Annotated in this window: 15 protein-coding genes and 3 tRNA genes; 9 read left to right on the forward strand and 9 right to left on the reverse strand. The window is 71.6% G+C overall.

Going from position 1 to position 16,548, the window contains the following annotated elements:
* Positions 1-58: 58 nt before the first annotated feature.
* The 4 genes from ACO4JP_RS02880 (at position 59) to purM (ending at position 5,874) form a co-directional block, all read left to right on the forward strand.
* On the forward strand, positions 59-2,764 hold the full coding sequence (locus ACO4JP_RS02880) for an ExeM/NucH family extracellular endonuclease (protein ID WP_425955895.1): 2,706 nt from the start codon (positions 59-61) through the stop codon (positions 2,762-2,764).
* Positions 2,765-2,853: 89 nt separating this feature from the next.
* Positions 2,854-3,186 carry a hypothetical protein gene (locus ACO4JP_RS02885; RefSeq protein ID WP_425955896.1) on the forward strand — a complete coding sequence of 111 codons (333 nt, stop codon included), beginning with the start codon at positions 2,854-2,856 and terminating at the stop codon, positions 3,184-3,186.
* Positions 3,187-3,196: 10 nt separating this feature from the next.
* Positions 3,197-4,744 (forward strand): amidophosphoribosyltransferase, encoded by a 1,548-nt coding sequence (purF, locus tag ACO4JP_RS02890; RefSeq protein ID WP_425955897.1) that lies wholly within the window; start codon positions 3,197-3,199, stop codon positions 4,742-4,744.
* 20 nt (positions 4,745-4,764) lie between these two features.
* The gene (gene purM / locus ACO4JP_RS02895; RefSeq protein WP_425955898.1) at positions 4,765-5,874 is read left to right on the forward strand and encodes a phosphoribosylformylglycinamidine cyclo-ligase; all 1,110 of its coding nucleotides are present in this window, start codon (positions 4,765-4,767) and stop codon (positions 5,872-5,874) included.
* Between the two features lie 72 nt (positions 5,875-5,946).
* Here the strand turns inward: purM and ACO4JP_RS02900 are convergent, their stop codons facing one another.
* On the reverse strand, positions 5,947-6,147 hold the full coding sequence (locus ACO4JP_RS02900) for a DUF3073 domain-containing protein (RefSeq protein ID WP_425955899.1): 201 nt from the start codon (positions 6,145-6,147) through the stop codon (positions 5,947-5,949).
* A gap of 298 nt (positions 6,148-6,445) precedes the next feature.
* On the opposite strand from ACO4JP_RS02900, the gene ACO4JP_RS02905 reads away from it, so the two are divergent.
* Positions 6,446-6,655 (forward strand): BldC family transcriptional regulator, encoded by a 210-nt coding sequence (locus ACO4JP_RS02905; RefSeq protein WP_425955900.1) that lies wholly within the window; start codon positions 6,446-6,448, stop codon positions 6,653-6,655.
* Positions 6,656-6,676: 21 nt separating this feature from the next.
* Here ACO4JP_RS02905 and ACO4JP_RS02910 read toward each other — a convergent pair whose 3' ends face one another.
* The 5 genes from ACO4JP_RS02910 to ACO4JP_RS02930 all read right to left on the reverse strand — a co-directional run bounded on the left by ACO4JP_RS02910 (position 6,677) and on the right by ACO4JP_RS02930 (position 7,960).
* Positions 6,677-7,033 (reverse strand): DUF3618 domain-containing protein, encoded by a 357-nt coding sequence (locus tag ACO4JP_RS02910; protein WP_425955901.1) that lies wholly within the window; start codon positions 7,031-7,033, stop codon positions 6,677-6,679.
* Positions 7,030-7,446 (reverse strand): phage holin family protein, encoded by a 417-nt coding sequence (locus ACO4JP_RS02915; protein ID WP_425955902.1) that lies wholly within the window; start codon positions 7,444-7,446, stop codon positions 7,030-7,032. Before ACO4JP_RS02915 ends, ACO4JP_RS02910 begins: the two co-directional genes overlap by 4 nt.
* Positions 7,447-7,576: 130 nt before the next feature.
* Positions 7,577-7,649: transfer RNA gene (locus tag ACO4JP_RS02920), tRNA-Phe, on the reverse strand.
* A gap of 62 nt (positions 7,650-7,711) precedes the next feature.
* Positions 7,712-7,785, reverse strand: a tRNA-Asp gene (locus ACO4JP_RS02925).
* Between the two features lie 102 nt (positions 7,786-7,887).
* A tRNA-Glu gene (locus tag ACO4JP_RS02930) sits at positions 7,888-7,960 on the reverse strand.
* Between the two features lie 40 nt (positions 7,961-8,000).
* Here ACO4JP_RS02930 and ACO4JP_RS02935 point away from each other — a divergent pair.
* Both ACO4JP_RS02935 and galE read left to right on the forward strand, forming a co-directional pair.
* Entirely contained in the window at positions 8,001-8,351 is a 351-nt protein-coding gene (locus ACO4JP_RS02935) for a metallopeptidase family protein (RefSeq protein WP_425957037.1), read from the forward strand.
* Between the two features lie 68 nt (positions 8,352-8,419).
* Entirely contained in the window at positions 8,420-9,403 is a 984-nt protein-coding gene (gene galE, locus ACO4JP_RS02940; RefSeq protein WP_425955903.1) for a UDP-glucose 4-epimerase GalE, read from the forward strand.
* A gap of 69 nt (positions 9,404-9,472) precedes the next feature.
* Here the strand turns inward: galE and ACO4JP_RS02945 are convergent, their stop codons facing one another.
* The 3 genes from ACO4JP_RS02945 to ACO4JP_RS02955 all read right to left on the reverse strand — a co-directional run bounded on the left by ACO4JP_RS02945 (position 9,473) and on the right by ACO4JP_RS02955 (position 14,382).
* Entirely contained in the window at positions 9,473-10,564 is a 1,092-nt protein-coding gene (locus ACO4JP_RS02945) for a D-alanyl-D-alanine carboxypeptidase family protein (protein WP_425955904.1), read from the reverse strand.
* 219 nt (positions 10,565-10,783) lie between these two features.
* Positions 10,784-11,539, reverse strand: coding sequence for a glycerophosphodiester phosphodiesterase (locus ACO4JP_RS02950; RefSeq protein WP_425955905.1), 756 nt, complete (start codon positions 11,537-11,539; stop codon positions 10,784-10,786).
* A gap of 500 nt (positions 11,540-12,039) precedes the next feature.
* Positions 12,040-14,382 (reverse strand): immune inhibitor A domain-containing protein, encoded by a 2,343-nt coding sequence (locus ACO4JP_RS02955; RefSeq protein ID WP_425955906.1) that lies wholly within the window; start codon positions 14,380-14,382, stop codon positions 12,040-12,042.
* Positions 14,383-14,551: 169 nt separating this feature from the next.
* Here ACO4JP_RS02955 and ACO4JP_RS02960 point away from each other — a divergent pair, with 169 nt between their 5' ends.
* Together ACO4JP_RS02960 and ACO4JP_RS02965 are read left to right on the forward strand one after the other, a co-directional pair.
* Complete coding sequence (locus tag ACO4JP_RS02960) at positions 14,552-15,046, forward strand: NUDIX hydrolase (RefSeq protein ID WP_425955907.1); 495 nt, start codon at positions 14,552-14,554, stop codon at positions 15,044-15,046.
* A gap of 312 nt (positions 15,047-15,358) precedes the next feature.
* The gene (locus tag ACO4JP_RS02965) at positions 15,359-16,525 is read left to right on the forward strand and encodes a 3-deoxy-7-phosphoheptulonate synthase (protein WP_425955908.1); all 1,167 of its coding nucleotides are present in this window, start codon (positions 15,359-15,361) and stop codon (positions 16,523-16,525) included.
* Positions 16,526-16,548 lie beyond the last annotated feature (23 nt).

A 16,548-nucleotide genomic window follows, 5' to 3' on the forward strand; every position in this document is an offset into this window, starting at 1 on the left:
GATTCACCTGTGCCTGCTTGCGTGTGTCCGCTACCAGCGCGTTCATCGAGGAGCCAGTGTGACCATCACGTCCGCGGCGGGACGCCGGAACAGAGGCGCGGTTGCCGCGCTCCTGTCGGCGTCGATCGCCCTCCCGACCTCGTTCGCCCTCGCGGCCTCCGCCGCGGCGAGCGTGACCCCGCAGTCCCCGATCGTGATCGACGAGGTCTACGGCGGCGGCGGCAACAGCGGCGCCCCGCTCAGCCAGGACTTCGTCGAGCTCTGGAACACCACCGACCAGGCCGTGTCGCTCGACGGCTGGTCCGTCCAGTACGCGTCGGCGAGCGGCACCTGGGCCAACGGCGCCCAGACGAACCTCACCGGCACCGTCCCCGCGCACGGGCACTACCTGGTCGGTGAGGCGTTCGGCACCAACACCGCGCTCACCCCGCTGCCGACGCCGGACGCCACCGGCACCATCGCGATGTCGGGCACTGCGGCCAAGGTCGCGCTCGTGCAGGGCACGGCACGCATCGACTGCACGGGCGCCGCGTGCGCGGCCCTGCCCGAGGTCGTCGACCTCGTCGGCTGGGGCTCGGGCGTGAACGCCTGGGCGGGTGCCACGGCCGCCCCGGCGACGTCGAACGCGACGTCGGTCGCGCGCACGGACCACGCCAACACCGCCGACAACGGTACCGACTTCACCGCGGGCGCACCGACGCCGTCGAACAGCGCAGACGGAGGTACGACGCCGGACCCCGGCCCCACGGAGCCGACGCCCACCCCGACGCCCACCCCGACGCCGAGCACCGGCACGCCGGGCCAGGACACGCACACGATCGCCCAGATCCAGGGCACCGGCTCGGCCTCGGCGCTCGTGGGCCAGACGGTCACGACGTCGGGCGTCGTCACCGCGGCCTACCCGACCGGCGGCTTCAACGGCTACGTCCTCCAGACGCCCGGCACGGGCGGCCCGGTCGACCTCGCCACCCACGCGGCGTCGGACGCGATCTTCGTCTTCTCGTCCTCGACGGTCGCCTCGGTCCGCGTCGGCCAGACCGTGCGGGTCACGGGCACGGTGAGCGAGTTCAACGGCCTGACGGAGCTCTCCGTCACCGGCACGCAGAACGTCACGGTGCTGCCCGACGCCGCCCCGGTCACCGCGGTGACGGCCGCGTGGCCGGCCACCGACGCGCAGCGCGAGACGCTCGAGTCGATGCTCTACGCCCCGGGCGCGTTCACCGTCAGCAACGCCTACGCCGCGAACCAGTACTCCGAGGTGGGCCTGGCCGCCGGCGACAAGCCGCTGATCCAGTGGACCGACGCCGCCCGGCCGAGCACGCCCGAGGCAGACGCGATCAAGGCCGACAACGCCGCCCGCGGGGTCGTGCTCGACGACGGCTCGACCCTCAACTTCCTCAGCGCGGCCAACAGCTCGCTGACCCCGCCGTACGTCTCGCTGGACGACCCGGTGCGCGTGGGCGCGGCCGTCACGTTCACCGAGCCGGTCATCGTCGACTACCGCAACAACGCGTGGAAGCTCGACCCGACCCACCAGGTCACCGCGGACGGTCCCCGGCCGGTCGCCTTCGCCAAGACCCGCACGACGGCGCCGGAGGACGTGGGCGGTGACCTGAAGGTCGCCACGTTCAACGTGCTCAACTACTTCACGACGACGGGCGACGGCTTCCCCGGCTGCTCGTACTATGCCGACCGCCAGGGCAACCCGATCGCCGTGAACGACTGCGGCGCCCGTGGCCCGCGCGGCGCGTGGGACGCGACGAGCCTCGAGCGCCAGCAGCGCAAGATCGTCGCGGCGATCAACGCCGTGGACGCCGACGTCGTCGGCCTCATGGAGATCGAGAACTCCGTGGTCCTCGGCCGGCCGCAGGACGAGGCGCTCGCCACGCTGACCGCCGCGCTCAACGCCGCCGCCGGCTCCGACGTGTGGGCCTACGTGCCGTCGTCGGCGGAGCTGCCTGCCCCGGCGAACATGGACGTCATCACCACCGCGCTCATCTACAAGCCGGCCGCGATCGAGCGCGTGGGCGACGCCCGCGCGCTGGGCACGCAGTCGGCTGCCGGTGGCGCGTTCGACGACGCCCGCCCGCCCATCGGCCAGGAGTTCCGGCCGGTCGGTGGTGGCGAGAAGTTCTTCGTCGCCGTGAACCACCTGAAGTCGAAGGGCTCCGCCGGCACGCATGCCGGCGACGCCGACACGGGCGACGGCCAGGGCGCCTCGAACGGCTCCCGCGTCCTGCAGGCCACGGCGCTGCGCGACTGGGTCGGCACGGTCACCTCGCCCGGTGAGGCCGTCGCACTGATCGGCGACTTCAACTCCTACACCCAGGAGGACCCGTTGCAGGTGCTCTACCAGTCGGGCTACACCGACGCCGCCTCGCACCTGTCGAGCAACCAGTGGTCCTACTCGTTCGGCGGCCTGTCCGGCTCGCTCGACCACGTGCTCCTCAACGGCCCCGCGCTCGGGCGCGCGACCGGCGCGGACATCTGGGAGATCAACGCCGAGGAGTCCATCGCGCTGGAGTACAGCCGGTACAACTACCACGGCACGCTCTTCTACGCGCCGGACCCCTACGCGTCGTCCGACCACGACCCGGTGGTCGTGGGCCTTGCGGCCGACTACCCCGCCTGGGACCGCAACGTGAAGTACGCCGTGGGTGACCGCGTCGTCTTCGACGGCGGGATCTGGGAGACCGACAAGGCCGTCGTCGGCCAGCAGCCCGGCAAGGGCAAGTTCTGGACCCGCCTGGGCGACGCCTCCTGACAGCAACGGTGGGTTTGACGGTGGCCCGGCTCCGCGCACGGATCCGGGCCACCGTCAGACCCACAGCGGTCGGGACCTAGGCTTGTCCCGTGACCTCCACCCCCGAGCAGCCCACCGACCACGTCGCCGACGACGTCGAGCTCCGCTCCGTCGTCGACCCGGCGAGCGTGCGCCGCGCCCCCCGCTACAAGGGCTTCTTCGTGGTCGGGGTCGTCGCCGGCATCGTCCTGGGCCTCGCGTTCGGGCTGTACCTGCTGAGCACGTTCGACCCCGAGCGCGACCTGCCGCTCGAAAAGCCCGGCGTGTGGCTCTCGGTGATCGTCCTGGTCAGCACGACACTGACCACGCTGATCGCCGGTCTGGTCGCGAGCATCATCGACCGCCGGAGCATGCGGCGCCGGGACGCCAACCGCGGCGTGTGATACTTGGGGCATGCCTCTGCGCCCTGACGGACGCCTCAACCATGACCTGATGCCCGGTGAGAAGGGACCCCAGGACGCGTGCGGCGTCTTCGGTGTCTGGGCCCCCGGCGAGGAGGTCGCGAAGCTCGCGTACTTCGGGCTCTACGCGCTCCAGCACCGCGGCCAGGAGTCGGCCGGCATCGCCACCTCGAACGGTGAGCAGATCCTCGTCTACAAGGACATGGGCCTGGTCTCGCAGGTGTTCGACGAGACGGCGCTCGACGCGCTGCGCGGCCACATCGCCGTCGGGCACTGCCGCTACTCCACCACGGGTGGGGTGACCTGGGAGAACGCGCAACCCACGCTCGGCGCCACGGCGTCGGGCACGGTCGCGCTGGGCCACAACGGCAACCTGACCAACTCCGCCGAGCTCGTGAACCTGGTCGCGGAGCGCTACGGCGCCCAGCGCCGTGGCGAGCTCGCGCGCGGCAACACCACCGACACGGCGCTGGTCACGGCGCTGCTCGCCGGGGACGCCGACCACACGCTCGAGGAGACGGCGCTCGAGGTGCTGCCGCGGCTGCGCGGCGCCTTCTCGCTCGTCTTCATGGACGAGCGCACCCTCTACGCCGCACGCGACCCGCAGGGCGTGCGCCCGCTCGTGCTGGGCCGCCTCGAGCGCGGCTGGGTGGTCGCGTCCGAGACGCCGGCGCTCGACATCGTCGGCGCCAGCTACGTCCGCGAGGTCGAGCCGGGCGAGCTCATCATGATCGACGGCGACGGCCTGCGGTCGCAGAAGTTCGCCGAGCCGCAGCGCGCCGGCTGCGTCTTCGAGTACGTCTACCTGGCCCGCCCCGACACCGTGATCAGCGGTCGCTCGGTCCACGCCGCGCGCGTCGAGATGGGGCGTGCGCTCGCCAAGGAGCACCCGGTCGACGCCGACCTCGTCATCCCGACGCCGGAGTCCGGTACCCCGGCCGCCGTCGGTTACGCGCAGGAGTCGGGCATCCCGTTCGGGCAGGGCCTCACCAAGAACGCCTACGTCGGCCGCACGTTCATCCAGCCGTCCGACACGCTCCGCCAGCTCGGCATCCGCCTCAAGCTCAACCCGCTGCGCGAGGTCATCCGCGGCAAGCGCCTCGTGGTCGTCGACGACTCGATCGTGCGCGGCAACACCCAGCGCGCGCTGGTGCGGATGCTCCGGGAGGCCGGGGCCGCGGAGGTGCACGTGCGCATCTCCTCGCCGCCCGTCCAGTGGCCCTGCTTCTACGGCATCGACTTCGCCTCGCGCGCCGAGCTCATCGCCAACGGCCTGTCCGTCGACGAGATCGGCCAGTCGCTCGGCGCGGACTCGCTGGGGTACATCTCGCTCGACGGCATGATCGCCGCCACGCAGCAGCCGGCCTCGCAGCTCTGCGCCGCGTGCTTCACGGGCAAGTACCCGATCGAGCTGCCGCCCGAGGACCAGCTCGGCAAGCACCTGCTCGAGCAGGAGGAGCTGCCTCTCGGCGCACCGGAGGACGGCCTGCGCTCGCTGTCGGTCGGCGCAGGCGGCGCCGGCGCCCTCGCCCACCCGTGACCCCCGAGGAGCACTCACCCGTGACGAACGAAGGCCTGACCTACGCCGCCGCCGGCGTCGACACCGAGGCGGGCGACAAGGCCGTCGAGCTGATGAAGGACGCCGTGCGCCGTACTCACGGCCCGGCGGTGCTCGGGGGAGTCGGCGGGTTCGCGGGCCTGTACGACCTCAGCGCGTTCAAGCACTACCGTGCGCCGCTGCTCGCGACGTCGACCGACGGCGTCGGCACCAAGGTGGCGATCGCCCAGGCGCTCGACAAGCACGACACCATCGGGTTCGACCTGGTCGGCATGGTGGTCGACGACATCGTCGTGGTGGGCGCCAAGCCGCTGTTCATGACGGACTACATCGCCACGGGCAAGGTGGTCCCCGAGCGCATCGCGGACATCGTGCGAGGGATCGCGCAGGCGTGCGAGGTCGCGGGCACCGCGCTGGTCGGCGGCGAGACCGCCGAGCACCCGGGCCTGCTCGCCCCTGACGAGTACGACGTCGCGGGCGCGGCGACCGGCATCGTCGAGGCCGACCGTGTGCTCGGCCCGGACCGCGTCCGCGCGGGCGACGTCCTCATCGCGATGGCCTCCAGCGGCCTGCACTCCAACGGCTACTCGCTGGTGCGCGCCGTCGTGAAGCACGCCGGCTGGGAGCTCGGCCGACAGGTCGACGAGCTGGGCCGCACCCTCGGTGAGGAGCTGCTCGAGCCCACGCGCGTCTACGCGTCCGACGTTCTCGCCCTCGCCGCCGACGACGCCGCCCAGGTGCACGCGTTCACGCACGTGACCGGCGGTGGCCTGGCAGCCAACCTCGCGCGCGTGCTGCCCGCCGGCCTGGTCGCTACCGTCGACCGCGCGAGCTGGCAGGTGCCGCCGGTGTTCGGCATGGTGCGCTCGCTGGGCCAGGTGCCGACGCGCGACCTCGAGAGAACGCTCAACCTCGGCGTCGGGATGGTCGCCGTGGTCGGGGCCGACGGCGTCGACGCCGCGCTGGCCCGGCTGTCCGCGCTCGGCGTCCCGGCGTGGGAGCTCGGGACCGTCGCGGAGCTCGACGCGACTTCCGCTCGGGAGGACCTGGTCGCAGGGACCAAGGGCGTCGACGGCGGTGCCGTGCGCCTGGTGGGCGACTACCGGTTCTGAGAACCCGAGGAATGCACGAGGGCCCGCACGGCGATCGCCGTGCGGGCCCTCGTCACGTGGTGCGGCGTTAAGTCACCGCTCGTCGTCGTTCCACCGGGAGTACGTGTTGTCGTAGTCCTCGTCGCGCGCGGAGAACCGATCCTCGGTGGCGACGTCGGTGTGCCCGCTTCCTCGCAGCTCCGCCTCCAGCGCGTGGTAGTTCGTCGCGGGGCTGAAGTACTTCAGCTCGCGAGCAACCTTGGTCTGCTTCGCCTTCTGACGGCCGCGGCCCATGGCTCCCCCTCAACGTGGAGCGGGGCGGCAACGTCTCAGACGTGCGGCCCCGGATCAAGTGCGTGTCTGTTCAGTAGGCAACGGTACATGAGCGTCAGCCATTCCAACCACTCCGTCGGCCGATTCGGGCACGCGAGGTGGAGATCTGGCGTCACTCGACGCCCAAACGTCCGTTTTCATCCGCCCGTCAAGTCGCACATATCGGCCATGGGGCGACAATGGGGGAGCGTGGTCGTGGACATCACACCGAGCGCCGCCCGGGCCCGACCACCAGCTGTTGCGACACGGGAGGTCGAGGATGTCGCTCCACGGGGACTCCGAGGTCCTGCTCACGCCGGCCGAGGTGGCGAGCCTGTTCCGGGTGGACCCCAAGACCGTGACGCGTTGGGCCAAGGCGGGCAAGCTCTCGTCGATCCGCACGCTCGGCGGGCACCGGCGCTACAAGGAGGCTGAGGTGCGCGCGCTGCTGGGCGCGGCGTCCGAAGAGGCAGAGCACCCAGCGCCATAACGGCTCCTCGCGGGCAGGCTGTCAGCGCCGCACGCGCCGGACCACTGCGAGAGCCACCAGGGCGGCCATCGTCGCGCTCGCGCCGATCAGCACCTTGACGTTGCGCGCGCGCCCCTCGTCGTCCGCCGGCATGCCGCCGCCCGTGAGGAACGACCGGGCGTCCTGCGCGGCCGTGCGGGACGCCGTCTTGACCCGGTTCGCCTGGTAGCTCGGCGACAGGCGCGTGGAGAGCGCGTCGATCGTGGCGCCCAGCTGCGCGCGCGTGCGCTCGACCTCGGCCTGGAGCTCCGGCTTCGAGGGCGTCTTGCCGGTGGGCGCGGCGCCGACACCGGCCGGGGAGCCGTCGGCAGGCCGGGGGAGCTGCTCTTCTGCCGTCACGACAGATCCTCCTTGCGGGACGTGGAGCCGAAGTTGCTGCGGACCGTCGCGATGTCCGACTTCACGCGGTCGACGGACTCAGGGCGTGTGGATGCGTGCTTGAGCAGCCTCCGGCCGAGCAGGGCGAGCAGGCCGGCCACGATCAGCAGGGCGACGCCGATGACAAGAGCGGACAGCCATAGCGGCCAGGCCTCGCCGAGGCCCAGGACCGCCGACCAGATGAGCACCCCCAACGCGTAGAACACGATGGCGGCCGCGGCGCCGAACAGGCCGGCGCCGATCCCCGACGCCTTCGCCTTGGTCGTCATCTCATCCTTGGCGAGCGCGATCTCCGCGCGCACCAGACGGGTGGCCTGCTCGGAGAGCTGCTCCACGAGATTGCCGAGGGTGGGTTGTTCGTCCCGGTCACTCATGGTCCCACTCAACCTTTTCCCGCTGGTCGCGGCAATTCCAGCGGGATCGGAGTCATCACGCGACCTTTCGGATGAAGCGCTGCGGGAACGACAAAGCCCCCGGATCCATGCGGATCCGGGGGCTTGGCGGTGGCTCCGAGGGGCGTCGATCCCCTGACCTCACGATTTTCAGTCGTGCGCTCTACCAACTGAGCTACAGAGCCTCGGACACAAACGCCCGGGCCGTTTCCGACACCGGGCTTGCGGCGCTGACGCGCCGAGTGCGCGACCCTGACGGGACTTGAACCCGCGACCTCCGCCGTGACAGGGCGGCGCGCTAACCAACTGCGCTACAGGGCCTTGGCCTGGGCGATTCCCTCGCTCTTGGGCCGGGTAGAAGCGTACCCCACGTCCGTCGGAATCCCGAAATCGATCCCTGACCTGCGGAGACGCTCTTCTGAGTACCCCCAACGGGATTCGAACCCGTGCTACCGCCGTGAAAGGGCGGGGTCCTGGGCCGCTAGACGATGGGGGCAGGACGCCCTGATCCTACAGGGGGGAAGATTGCCGACGTGATGGAGTTCTCGCGCCCCGACTTCGAGGGAGCGGTCGCCGACGCGCTCGACACCGTCCCGCCCGAGCTGACCGCCATGATGGACAACGTCGTCGTGCTCGTCGAGGACGACGCCCCACCGGACGACCCGGAGCTGCTCGGGCTCTACGAGGGCGTGCCGCTCACCGAGCGGGGGCTGTGGTGGGCGGCGGGCGCGCTGCCGGACCGCATCACGATCTTCCGCAACCCCACGCTGGCGATCTGCGAGACGCGCGACGACGTCGTCGAGGAGGTCGCCATCACCGTCGTGCACGAGATCGCGCACCACTTCGGGATCGACGACGACCGCCTGCACGAGCTCGGCTGGGGCTGAGCGCGTCGTGGCGCTCGACGCGCCGTGACGGGCCCGTCGGGCCGTGGGGAGCCTCTAGGCTGACCGCCATGACCACCCTTGTCACCGGCGGCGCCGGCTACATCGGCGCGCACGTCGTCCGTCTCCTCCAGCAGCGCGGGGAGGATGTCGTCGTCGTCGACGACCTGTCGACGGGCGACGCCTCGCGCATCGGCGGGGCCACTCTCGTGGAGCTCGACCTCGCCGCGTGCGATGCCGTCGACGCGCTCACCGGCGTGATGACGAAGCACGGCGTCGATGCCGTCGTGCACTTCGCGGCGCGCAAGCAGGTCGGCGAGTCGGTGGCGAGGCCGGCCTGGTACTACCAGCAGAACGTCGGTGGCATGGCGAACCTGCTCACCGCGATGGAGAACGCCGGCGTGGACCGGCTCGTGTTCTCGTCGTCCGCCGCCACCTACGGGCAGCCCGACGTCGAGCTCGTCGACGAGAAGATGGCCGGGCACGCGATCAACCCCTACGGCGAGACCAAGGTCGTGGGCGAGTGGCTCGGGCGCGCTGCGGGCGTCGCGTGGGGGCTGCGGTTCGTGGCGCTGCGCTACTTCAACGTGGCGGGCGCCGGATGGCCCGAGCTCGGCGACCCGGCCGTGCTCAACCTGGTGCCGATGGTGCTCGACCGTCTCGAGCGCGGCGAGCGCCCCAAGATCTTCGGCGACGACTACCCGACGCCCGACGGCACGTGCATCCGCGACTACATCCACGTGCTCGACCTGGCGAAGGCGCACCTCGCGGCCCTCGACTACCTCGACCACGACGAGCGCCACCACGACGCGTTCAACGTCGGTACCGGCACGGGCTCGAGTGTCCGCGAGGTGATCGACGAGATCGGCCGTGCCTCGGGCATCGACACGACCCCGGACATCGAGCCGCGCCGCCCCGGCGACCCTGCGCTGCTCGTCGGCTCGCCCGTTCTCATCGAGCGCACGCTCGGGTGGAAGGCTGAGGCGGGCCTGCCCGAGATCATCTCCTCGGCGTGGGAGGCCTGGCAGGCGGGCCCCCGCCGCATCGACGACTGACACCTGGTGCGGGTGCAGAAATGGGGCTCTGGCCCACGCCAGAACCCCATCTCCTGCACCCGCAGCGTGTCAGCCCTGGTACTCCCAGTGCCACGGCTCCGGCTTGCTGCCGCCCGGCTGGGCCCAGTCCGGGTTGACCCAGCCGAACTTGCCGGCGTTCTCCGCCATCCACCGGTAGGTGTCGCTGCCGAAGCTCGAGATACCGCTGCCGAGGTCCACTGCCACGCCCCAGCCGTGGTTCGAGGTGCCGGGGGCGGCCGCCCAGTACCCCCGCGCAGCCTTGGTCGCGACCTGGTCGGCGTAGGAGCGGTAGGCGTCGGTGATGCCCAGGTTCATGCCGAAGCGCGCGGCGAACGCGGTGTTCAGCCGCCCCAGCTGGATCGCGGCGTCGGCGCGGAGCACGTGGTTGCCCGCCCACGGGATCGGGCGAAGCAGGCTCTGCGGGATCTGGCCGTTGCCGAACGCCTTGGTCGACGCAGCAAGCTGGGCCAGGTGCTGGGCGTCGGCCTTGGCCGCTGCCGCCTTCTTCGCAGCGATCTGGTCCGGCGTCAGCGCGGGCGTGACCGCGACCGTGGTCGCGGGCGTCGCGGCGATGAGCTTCGAGAGCGCGGCCGCCTGCGTCGTCAGGGCTGTGGCGACGACCTGCGGGGCTTCGGGCTCGTCGGTCTTGGCCGCCTTGGCCGCTGCCTTCACGGCGGCGTCCGCGGCAGCGTCCACGGCCTTGGGCGGGGCGTCGCTCGCGGCGTCGGCCTCGACGGCGGACGAGTCCGCACCCGCGGCCGACGGTGCCTCGTCGGGCGGGGTGGACGCGCGGCGGACGAGCTCGCGCACGACGGCCGTGGCCTCGGTGATCTTCTTGACCTTGGCCGCGGGAGCGCCCGCACCCTCGGCCGTGACGTGGTCGGCCTCGAGGAGCGCACCGGAGGCCTGCGCGACCGCGGTCTCGACGACCGCCGCCGACTTCGGGTCGGACGGCGGGACGGCGATCGCCTCGGTGGCCGTCGTGGCGGCCGAGGTCGGGATGGTGATCGCCTGCGCGTCGCTCGCGGCGATCGCGCGCTCGCTGGCGGTCCTCGGTGCGGGGCCGGCCGCGGGGATCGACGTCGTGACGGTGAGCGCGGCCGCGGTGAACGCTGCGAGCCCGGTGCTGACGGTGTGCACATGAGGTCCGCGTCGGCGGCTCGCCGAGGTCTCGCGCAGGGTGGCGCGAGACGGTAACTGCTGGGGCACAGAGGCTCCTGGGTCGTGGCGGGCTGTGGCCTGACCAAACCACGGGGACCCCGACCGAGGGGTGCAGCTGGGCGGCGCGTAAGGAGTGCGCAGCCTTGCCTTGAGTGGCGACGTGCGGCAAGCGGGTGGCGCACTTCGAGCGAGAGGGTGTCAGCGGGTGGCGCGGCCCTCGAGCCAGCCCGCCAGACGGTCGGGCCGGTCGGTGATGATCGCGTCGACCCCGGCGGCGGTGAGGGCCTCCCACTGTGCGACGTCGTCGGCGGTCCACACCATCACCTGGAGGCCGGCGCGGTGCAGCTGCACCAGTTCGTCGTCGGCGAGGACCATCTCCACCGAGGGGTTGCAGGTCGTCACGCCGAGTCGCGCGCAGATGTCCAGGAGCGGTTCGTGCCGCCGCTCGACGAGCCACCCGCGACGCAGGTGAGGAGCGGCGTCGCGCAGCGCGGCGACGGTCTGTGGGTAGAACGACTGCACGATCACGCGTGCGCCCAGGCCCGCTGCGTCGACGGCGGCGGTGACGCGGGCGGCGTCTGCAGGGCTCCACACGTCCTTGAGCTCGAGCAGCAGGTCGGTGCCGGGACGGCCGGACAGGAACGTGAGGACCTCGCCGAGCGTCGGGATGCGCGCGCCCGCGAAGGCGGGGGAGAACCACGCGCCTGCGTCGAGGGCGCGGAGCTCGGCGAGCGTCCGGGCGGCGACCTCGCCGCGGCCGTCCGTCGTCGCGTCGACCGTGTCGTCGTGGATGACGACGATCTCGCCGTCGGCAGTGAGCTGGATGTCGCACTCGATCATCGCGGCGTCGGCGCGCCAGGCGGCCTCGAAGGCCGCGAGCGTGTTCTGCGGTGCGACGGCGCTGTTGCCGCGGTGCGCGACGACGACCGGCATGACGGCGGGCGCGGGAGGCACGCGGACATCCTGGCACCTCGGGGGCCAGGGTGAGGGCGCGGTGGCCGGGAGCGCCAGGCTCCCGGCCACCGCGACGGTAGGCCCCGTGGGACTCGAACCCACAACCCGCGGATTAACCTGCCACTTCGTCTTTCGACGCCGCCCGAGCGGGCGTTCGTGGTCTGGACTGTCCCTTCACCGTGGCGCTGCGCGCTGTAGGTGCCACCCGTCCAGTCTCTACACCTTCCGAGGTGTCCCTCGGCTTGGCTCGGGATTGCCATGCCCGCCTGGGCGGCGGGCGAAGGGTTCCCCGAATTTGAGTGGTGTCATCCCGGCCGTTTCCGGCCGGGCGCTCCTGTTCATGAAGTCCGCTGCTCTGCCAGTTGAGCTAGAGGCCCTGGCGGCGGTGAGTCTACCGAACAAGGCCCTCGCCGAGCGCGGGCACGCAGCGCCCAGGCCGACGGCCGGGTCACCTGCGGGTGACCCGGCCGTCGGCGTGCTCGGTCCGGCTGCGGTTCGGGTCAGTTGACCTGGATCCGCATCACGCCGGTGTTCGCGTTCTGCTTGAGCACCTTGATGGTGGTGCCGGTACCGCCGACGAGCACGGACTCGCTCGGGTTGGCCGGGTCGTAGTACTTCGCGGGGTCGGTGTCGTCGAACACCGACACGGCGGGCCGCCGCGTCACGTCGGCCGTCGTCATGCCGTCCTTCGTCTCGCGGTGGAGGAGGAACGCGTCGGTGGGCTCGAGACCGAACGTCGCGTCGAAGGACTGGACGCGGTTGCGGACCAGGGCGCCGTCGGACCAGTGCAGTGCCGTCGGGTGGGCGTCGACCGGCAGGGCCTCGCCACGGCCCGGGTGGGCCGAGACGTTGTTGTCGCCCCACAGGCTGTTGACGTACCAGATCAGCAGGCCGTCCTCGTACGGGTGGTGCTCCACCCAGTCGGGGCGCGTCGCGGCCCAGCCGAAGTTGTACGGGCCGGTGCGCAGCGTGGCGTCGTACCCGCCGTAGACGCGGTTCTCGGCGACGTAGAAATGCTGCTTGACCTTCTGGTACGTGCCGTCGGCCGCGACCGGGACGAACCCGTTGACGGTCCAGTCGCCGAAGTCGTCGAAGTTCTCGGACAGGGCCGAGCCCACCGCGACGGAGTCGATCGCCAGGCCCATGAGGTTGACGCCGCCGTCGGACGAGTAGCGGAAGCGGACCTTCGCCGTCTGGCCGGCGTAGGTGGACAGGTCGGCGCTGAGGTCGACCCACTCACCCCCCGACGTGCCGGTGATGCCGCCGCCGGGGTTGCCGTTGCCCACGGGCGCCGACAGGTTCGTCGACAGCGGGGTCCACGTCGTGCCGTCGTTCGTCGAGATCTCGGCGTACGCGTAGTCGTAGTCCTGCTCGATCGCGTAGCTGACCTTGGCCGTCAGGCTCGCGCCGGACGGCACCGTGAACGACGGCGAGGCGATCGAGCTGTTCAGGTTGCTCCGCGACTCGGAGTAGACGTACGCGCCGTCGGTGGGTTCGACCAGCGTGAACGTCTCGGTCTTGTCCGGCAGGTCGACCACGACTGCCTGCGCGCCGCGCGTCGTCGCGTGGTACGACGGGCCCAGGTCGACGACGGTGGACTTGCCCGGTGCGACGGCGGCGTAGTCGAGCCAGCCGAGGAAGAGCTTCTCGGTCGCGCCCATGTGGTTCGGCGTCGTGCCGATCGTGTCGGTGCCGTGACCCATCCACGAGCCGGAGCTCATGAGGTTCCAGTAGCCCGTGCCGTTCTCGCCGCCGTCGGTGTCGTAGTAGTCCGGCAGGCCGAGGTCGTGGCCGAACTCGTGCGAGAACACCCCGAGGCCGCCGTTCTCCGGCTCCGTCGTGTAGTCACGGATCCACAGGTCGGTGTCGCCGATCCGGATGCCGCCGACCTTCGGGAAGTCAGCAGGGCCGTCCTTGCCCACGCCCGCCTGGTTGACCGCCCAGCGGTGCGACCAGATGGTCCACGGGTCGGCGCCGGCCTCCTCGCCGGTGCCCGCGTGGATCGCCTGGAAGTGGTCGACGTAGCCGTCGGGCTCGTTGATGATCCCGTCGCCGTCGATGTCGTAGCGGTCCCAGACGTCGAAAGACTTGAGGTACGCGACGATCTGGTCCTTGGTCTTGCCCTTCGCGAGCTGGTCGGCGTACCAGGCGTTCGCGGAGTCCTGGATGAATGCCGTCATGCCTGCCTGGGTCTCGGACCCGTCGAGGACGTCGTCGTCGTCGCTCGGGTCGTCGCCGTCGCCGTAGTACGCCTCGCGGTGCGGCAGCGTCACCCAGTCGGAGACGTCGCCCTGCAGGTCGAAGCGGCCCGACGACATCTGGTCGTAGACGTCGTGGAACGACTCGCCGCCCTGGTCCTTCAAGCCGGAGAAGAACATCTCCTTGTAGTGCTCGGCGGAGAAGTCCTTCTCCCAGTACGTGCTGTTGTCGTTGGCCCGGTCCGGCTCGGGGATGGTGTTGTGCACCGGGCCCGCCGGGGCCGTCGTGTTCGCACCGCCGTCGCCGTCGCCGAAGTCGACGAGGAAGGTCAACAGCTGGGCGGTCTCCTGGGTGCCGTACTCGACGAACTTGCCGGGCGCGACCTGGACCACCTTCGAGGCGTACTTTCCCGTGCCGCGCGTCTGCACCTTCGCGTCGCCGGTCGCGACCAGCTGGGCCGCTTCTTGCTTGGCGTCCCGCTGCTTCGCTGCGAGCGGGTCGGGCCGGTCGTCCGACCGTGCGGGTGCGGTCTGCTGGACGGGCTGGTCCGATGCCGGGGCCGCCGACGCAGCTACGGGTACGACGACGGCGCCGGCGACCACGATGGCCGCGGCGCCGATCGCCGAGGTGAGTCGTGCCTTCACTTGTCCTCCGTGGGGTAATCCTCCGAGAGTCCGGGCCCACCTCGTGGGCGGGCTCGGCGGCAACTTGTGCCGGAAGTCACACTAATCGGGTTTGTCGACCTCGTATGTTTCGGCTGGGCAACAATCGTTCGAAAACGGTCTCGCCCGCCCCGCCGCCTACGCTCGGACCATGCCGATCCCTCCCTACGTCGCCGGCCTGCGCGAGCGCATCGGCACCGACCTGCTCTGGCTGCCGGGCGTCACCGTCGTCGTGCGCGACGAGGCCGGGCGGCTGCTGCTGGCCCAGCGCGCCGACAGCGGGCTGTGGGCGCTCGTCAGTGGCATCGTCGACCCGGGCGAGGAGCCGGGCCGCGCGGCCGCGCGCGAGGTCGCCGAGGAGACGGGGGTCGCCGTCGTCGTCAGGGCCCTCGCGGCCGTGTCCACGACGGGCGAGGTCGTCTACGCCAACGGGGACAGGTCGGTGTACCTCGACCTCCTCTTCACGGCCCGGCCGGTCTCGCCCGAGGCCGCCGCCGCAGCGCACGTGGGCGACGACGAGAACCTCGCCGTCGGCTGGTTCGCACCCGACGCGCTGCCCGCCGAGCTCCAGCCGTCGACGCGCGACCGGCTCGGGCTCCTGGCCACCTTCGAGGCAGGTGATGGAGCGGCGGTGTTCCTGGCATGACCCACATCGTGGACACGCGTTTGTCCGGGCCACCGGCCAGGGCGTACCTTCGACGCGTGAACATCCGTTGGTATTGGCGCTTTACGCCGGCTCCGTGCGCGAAGAGCACGGTGTGGCGGGCAGGCGCCTGACCAACACCTCACCTTCCACCGGAGCCAGCACAGGCCTTCGACGCCCAGGCGTCGAGGGCCTTCGTCGTGAGACGAGGCGCTCCGGTCGCCGCTCGGGGACACCCGGGCCTGCGGAGAGTCGGCCGGTCACGACCACCACCGAACCCGCCCCGCTCGACCCGGAACCCAGGAGCCACGCATCATGACCATGAGCCACGCCACGACGAGCGATAGCCTGACCGACGCCGACGCCGACGGCGCGACCGACGCCCCGGCACACGACCACCGGAAGGCTGAGCTGTTGGCCGAGACCTCCGACCTCCGCATCCGCGCCCTCGACGCGCTGCCCGCGCCGCGCGACGTGCGCGACGAGCAGCCGCTCGGCACCGAGCGCAGCGACCTGGTGGCGACCTCCCGCCGGGAGGTGCGCGACGTGCTGGTGGGCGACGACGACCGCCTGCTCGTCATCGTCGGCCCCTGCTCGGTGCACGACCCGAAGGCCGCCCTCGACTACGCCGCGCACCTGGCGCCGCTGGCCCGCGAGCTGGCCGACGACCTCGTCGTCGTCATGCGCGTCTACTTCGAGAAGCCGCGCACCACGGTGGGCTGGAAGGGCCTCATCAACGACCCGCACCTCGACGGCTCGCACGACGTGCGCCACGGCCTGCGCCTGGCGCGCGAGGTGCTGCTGGGCGTGCTCGACGCCGGCGTGCCCGCCGCGACCGAGTTCCTCGAGCCCACCAGCCCGCAGTACATCGCCGATGCCGTGACCTGGGGTGCGATCGGCGCCCGCAACGTCGAGTCGCAGGTGCACCGCCAGCTCGCGTCCGGCCTGTCGATGCCCGTTGGCATGAAGAACGCGACCGACGGCGACGTGCAGATCGCCGTCGACGGCTGCATCACCGCCGCCAGCGAGCACACGTTCTTCGGCGCGGACACCGAGGGTCGTGCGGCCGCCGTCGAGACGACCGGCAACCCCGACTGCCACGTCATCCTGCGCGGCGGGCGCAGCGGCCCCAACTACTCGCGGGAGGACATCGAGTCGGCGCTCGCGGTGGCCAGGAAGTCCGGGCTCGGCGGAGCGGTCGAGGCCGGCGTCGTCGTCGACGCCTCGCACGGCAACTCGGGCAAGGACCACGTGCGCCAGGCCGCCGTGGTGCGGGAGATCGCGGCCCGCCTGGCCGAGGGCGAGCGCGGGATCAGCGGCCTGATGATGGAGAGCTTCCTCGTCGGCGGCGCCCAGGACCCGGGTCCGCTCGAGACGCTGGTCTACGGCCAGTCGGTCACGGACAAGTGCATGGACTGGTCGACGACGGCGGAGCTGCTGCGGGAGCTGGCCTCTGCGGTGCAGGAGCGCCGCACGCACTGACGTCTCTGGCTCGAGCACAGGAG

It is taken from the genome of Xylanimonas sp. McL0601 (genome assembly GCF_049852175.1).
Taxonomy (GTDB): Bacteria; Actinomycetota; Actinomycetes; order Actinomycetales; family Cellulomonadaceae; genus Xylanimonas.

What these genes read in the sequence shown, in the direction of transcription:
- purF (WP_425955897.1), top strand. Translation starts at nt 3,197, where the DNA reads ATGCCTCTGCGCCCTGACGGACGCCTCAACCATGACCTGATGCCCGGT.
- ACO4JP_RS02960 (WP_425955907.1), top strand. Translation starts at nt 14,552, where the DNA reads ATGCCGATCCCTCCCTACGTCGCCGGCCTGCGCGAGCGCATCGGCACC.
- ACO4JP_RS02900 (WP_425955899.1), bottom strand. Translation starts at nt 6,147, where the DNA reads ATGGGCCGCGGCCGTCAGAAGGCGAAGCAGACCAAGGTTGCTCGCGAG.
- galE (WP_425955903.1), top strand. Translation starts at nt 8,420, where the DNA reads ATGACCACCCTTGTCACCGGCGGCGCCGGCTACATCGGCGCGCACGTC.
- ACO4JP_RS02905 (WP_425955900.1), top strand. Translation starts at nt 6,446, where the DNA reads ATGTCGCTCCACGGGGACTCCGAGGTCCTGCTCACGCCGGCCGAGGTG.
- ACO4JP_RS02965 (WP_425955908.1), top strand. Translation starts at nt 15,359, where the DNA reads ATGACCATGAGCCACGCCACGACGAGCGATAGCCTGACCGACGCCGAC.
- ACO4JP_RS02915 (WP_425955902.1), bottom strand. Translation starts at nt 7,446, where the DNA reads ATGAGTGACCGGGACGAACAACCCACCCTCGGCAATCTCGTGGAGCAG.
- ACO4JP_RS02935 (WP_425957037.1), top strand. Translation starts at nt 8,001, where the DNA reads ATGGAGTTCTCGCGCCCCGACTTCGAGGGAGCGGTCGCCGACGCGCTC.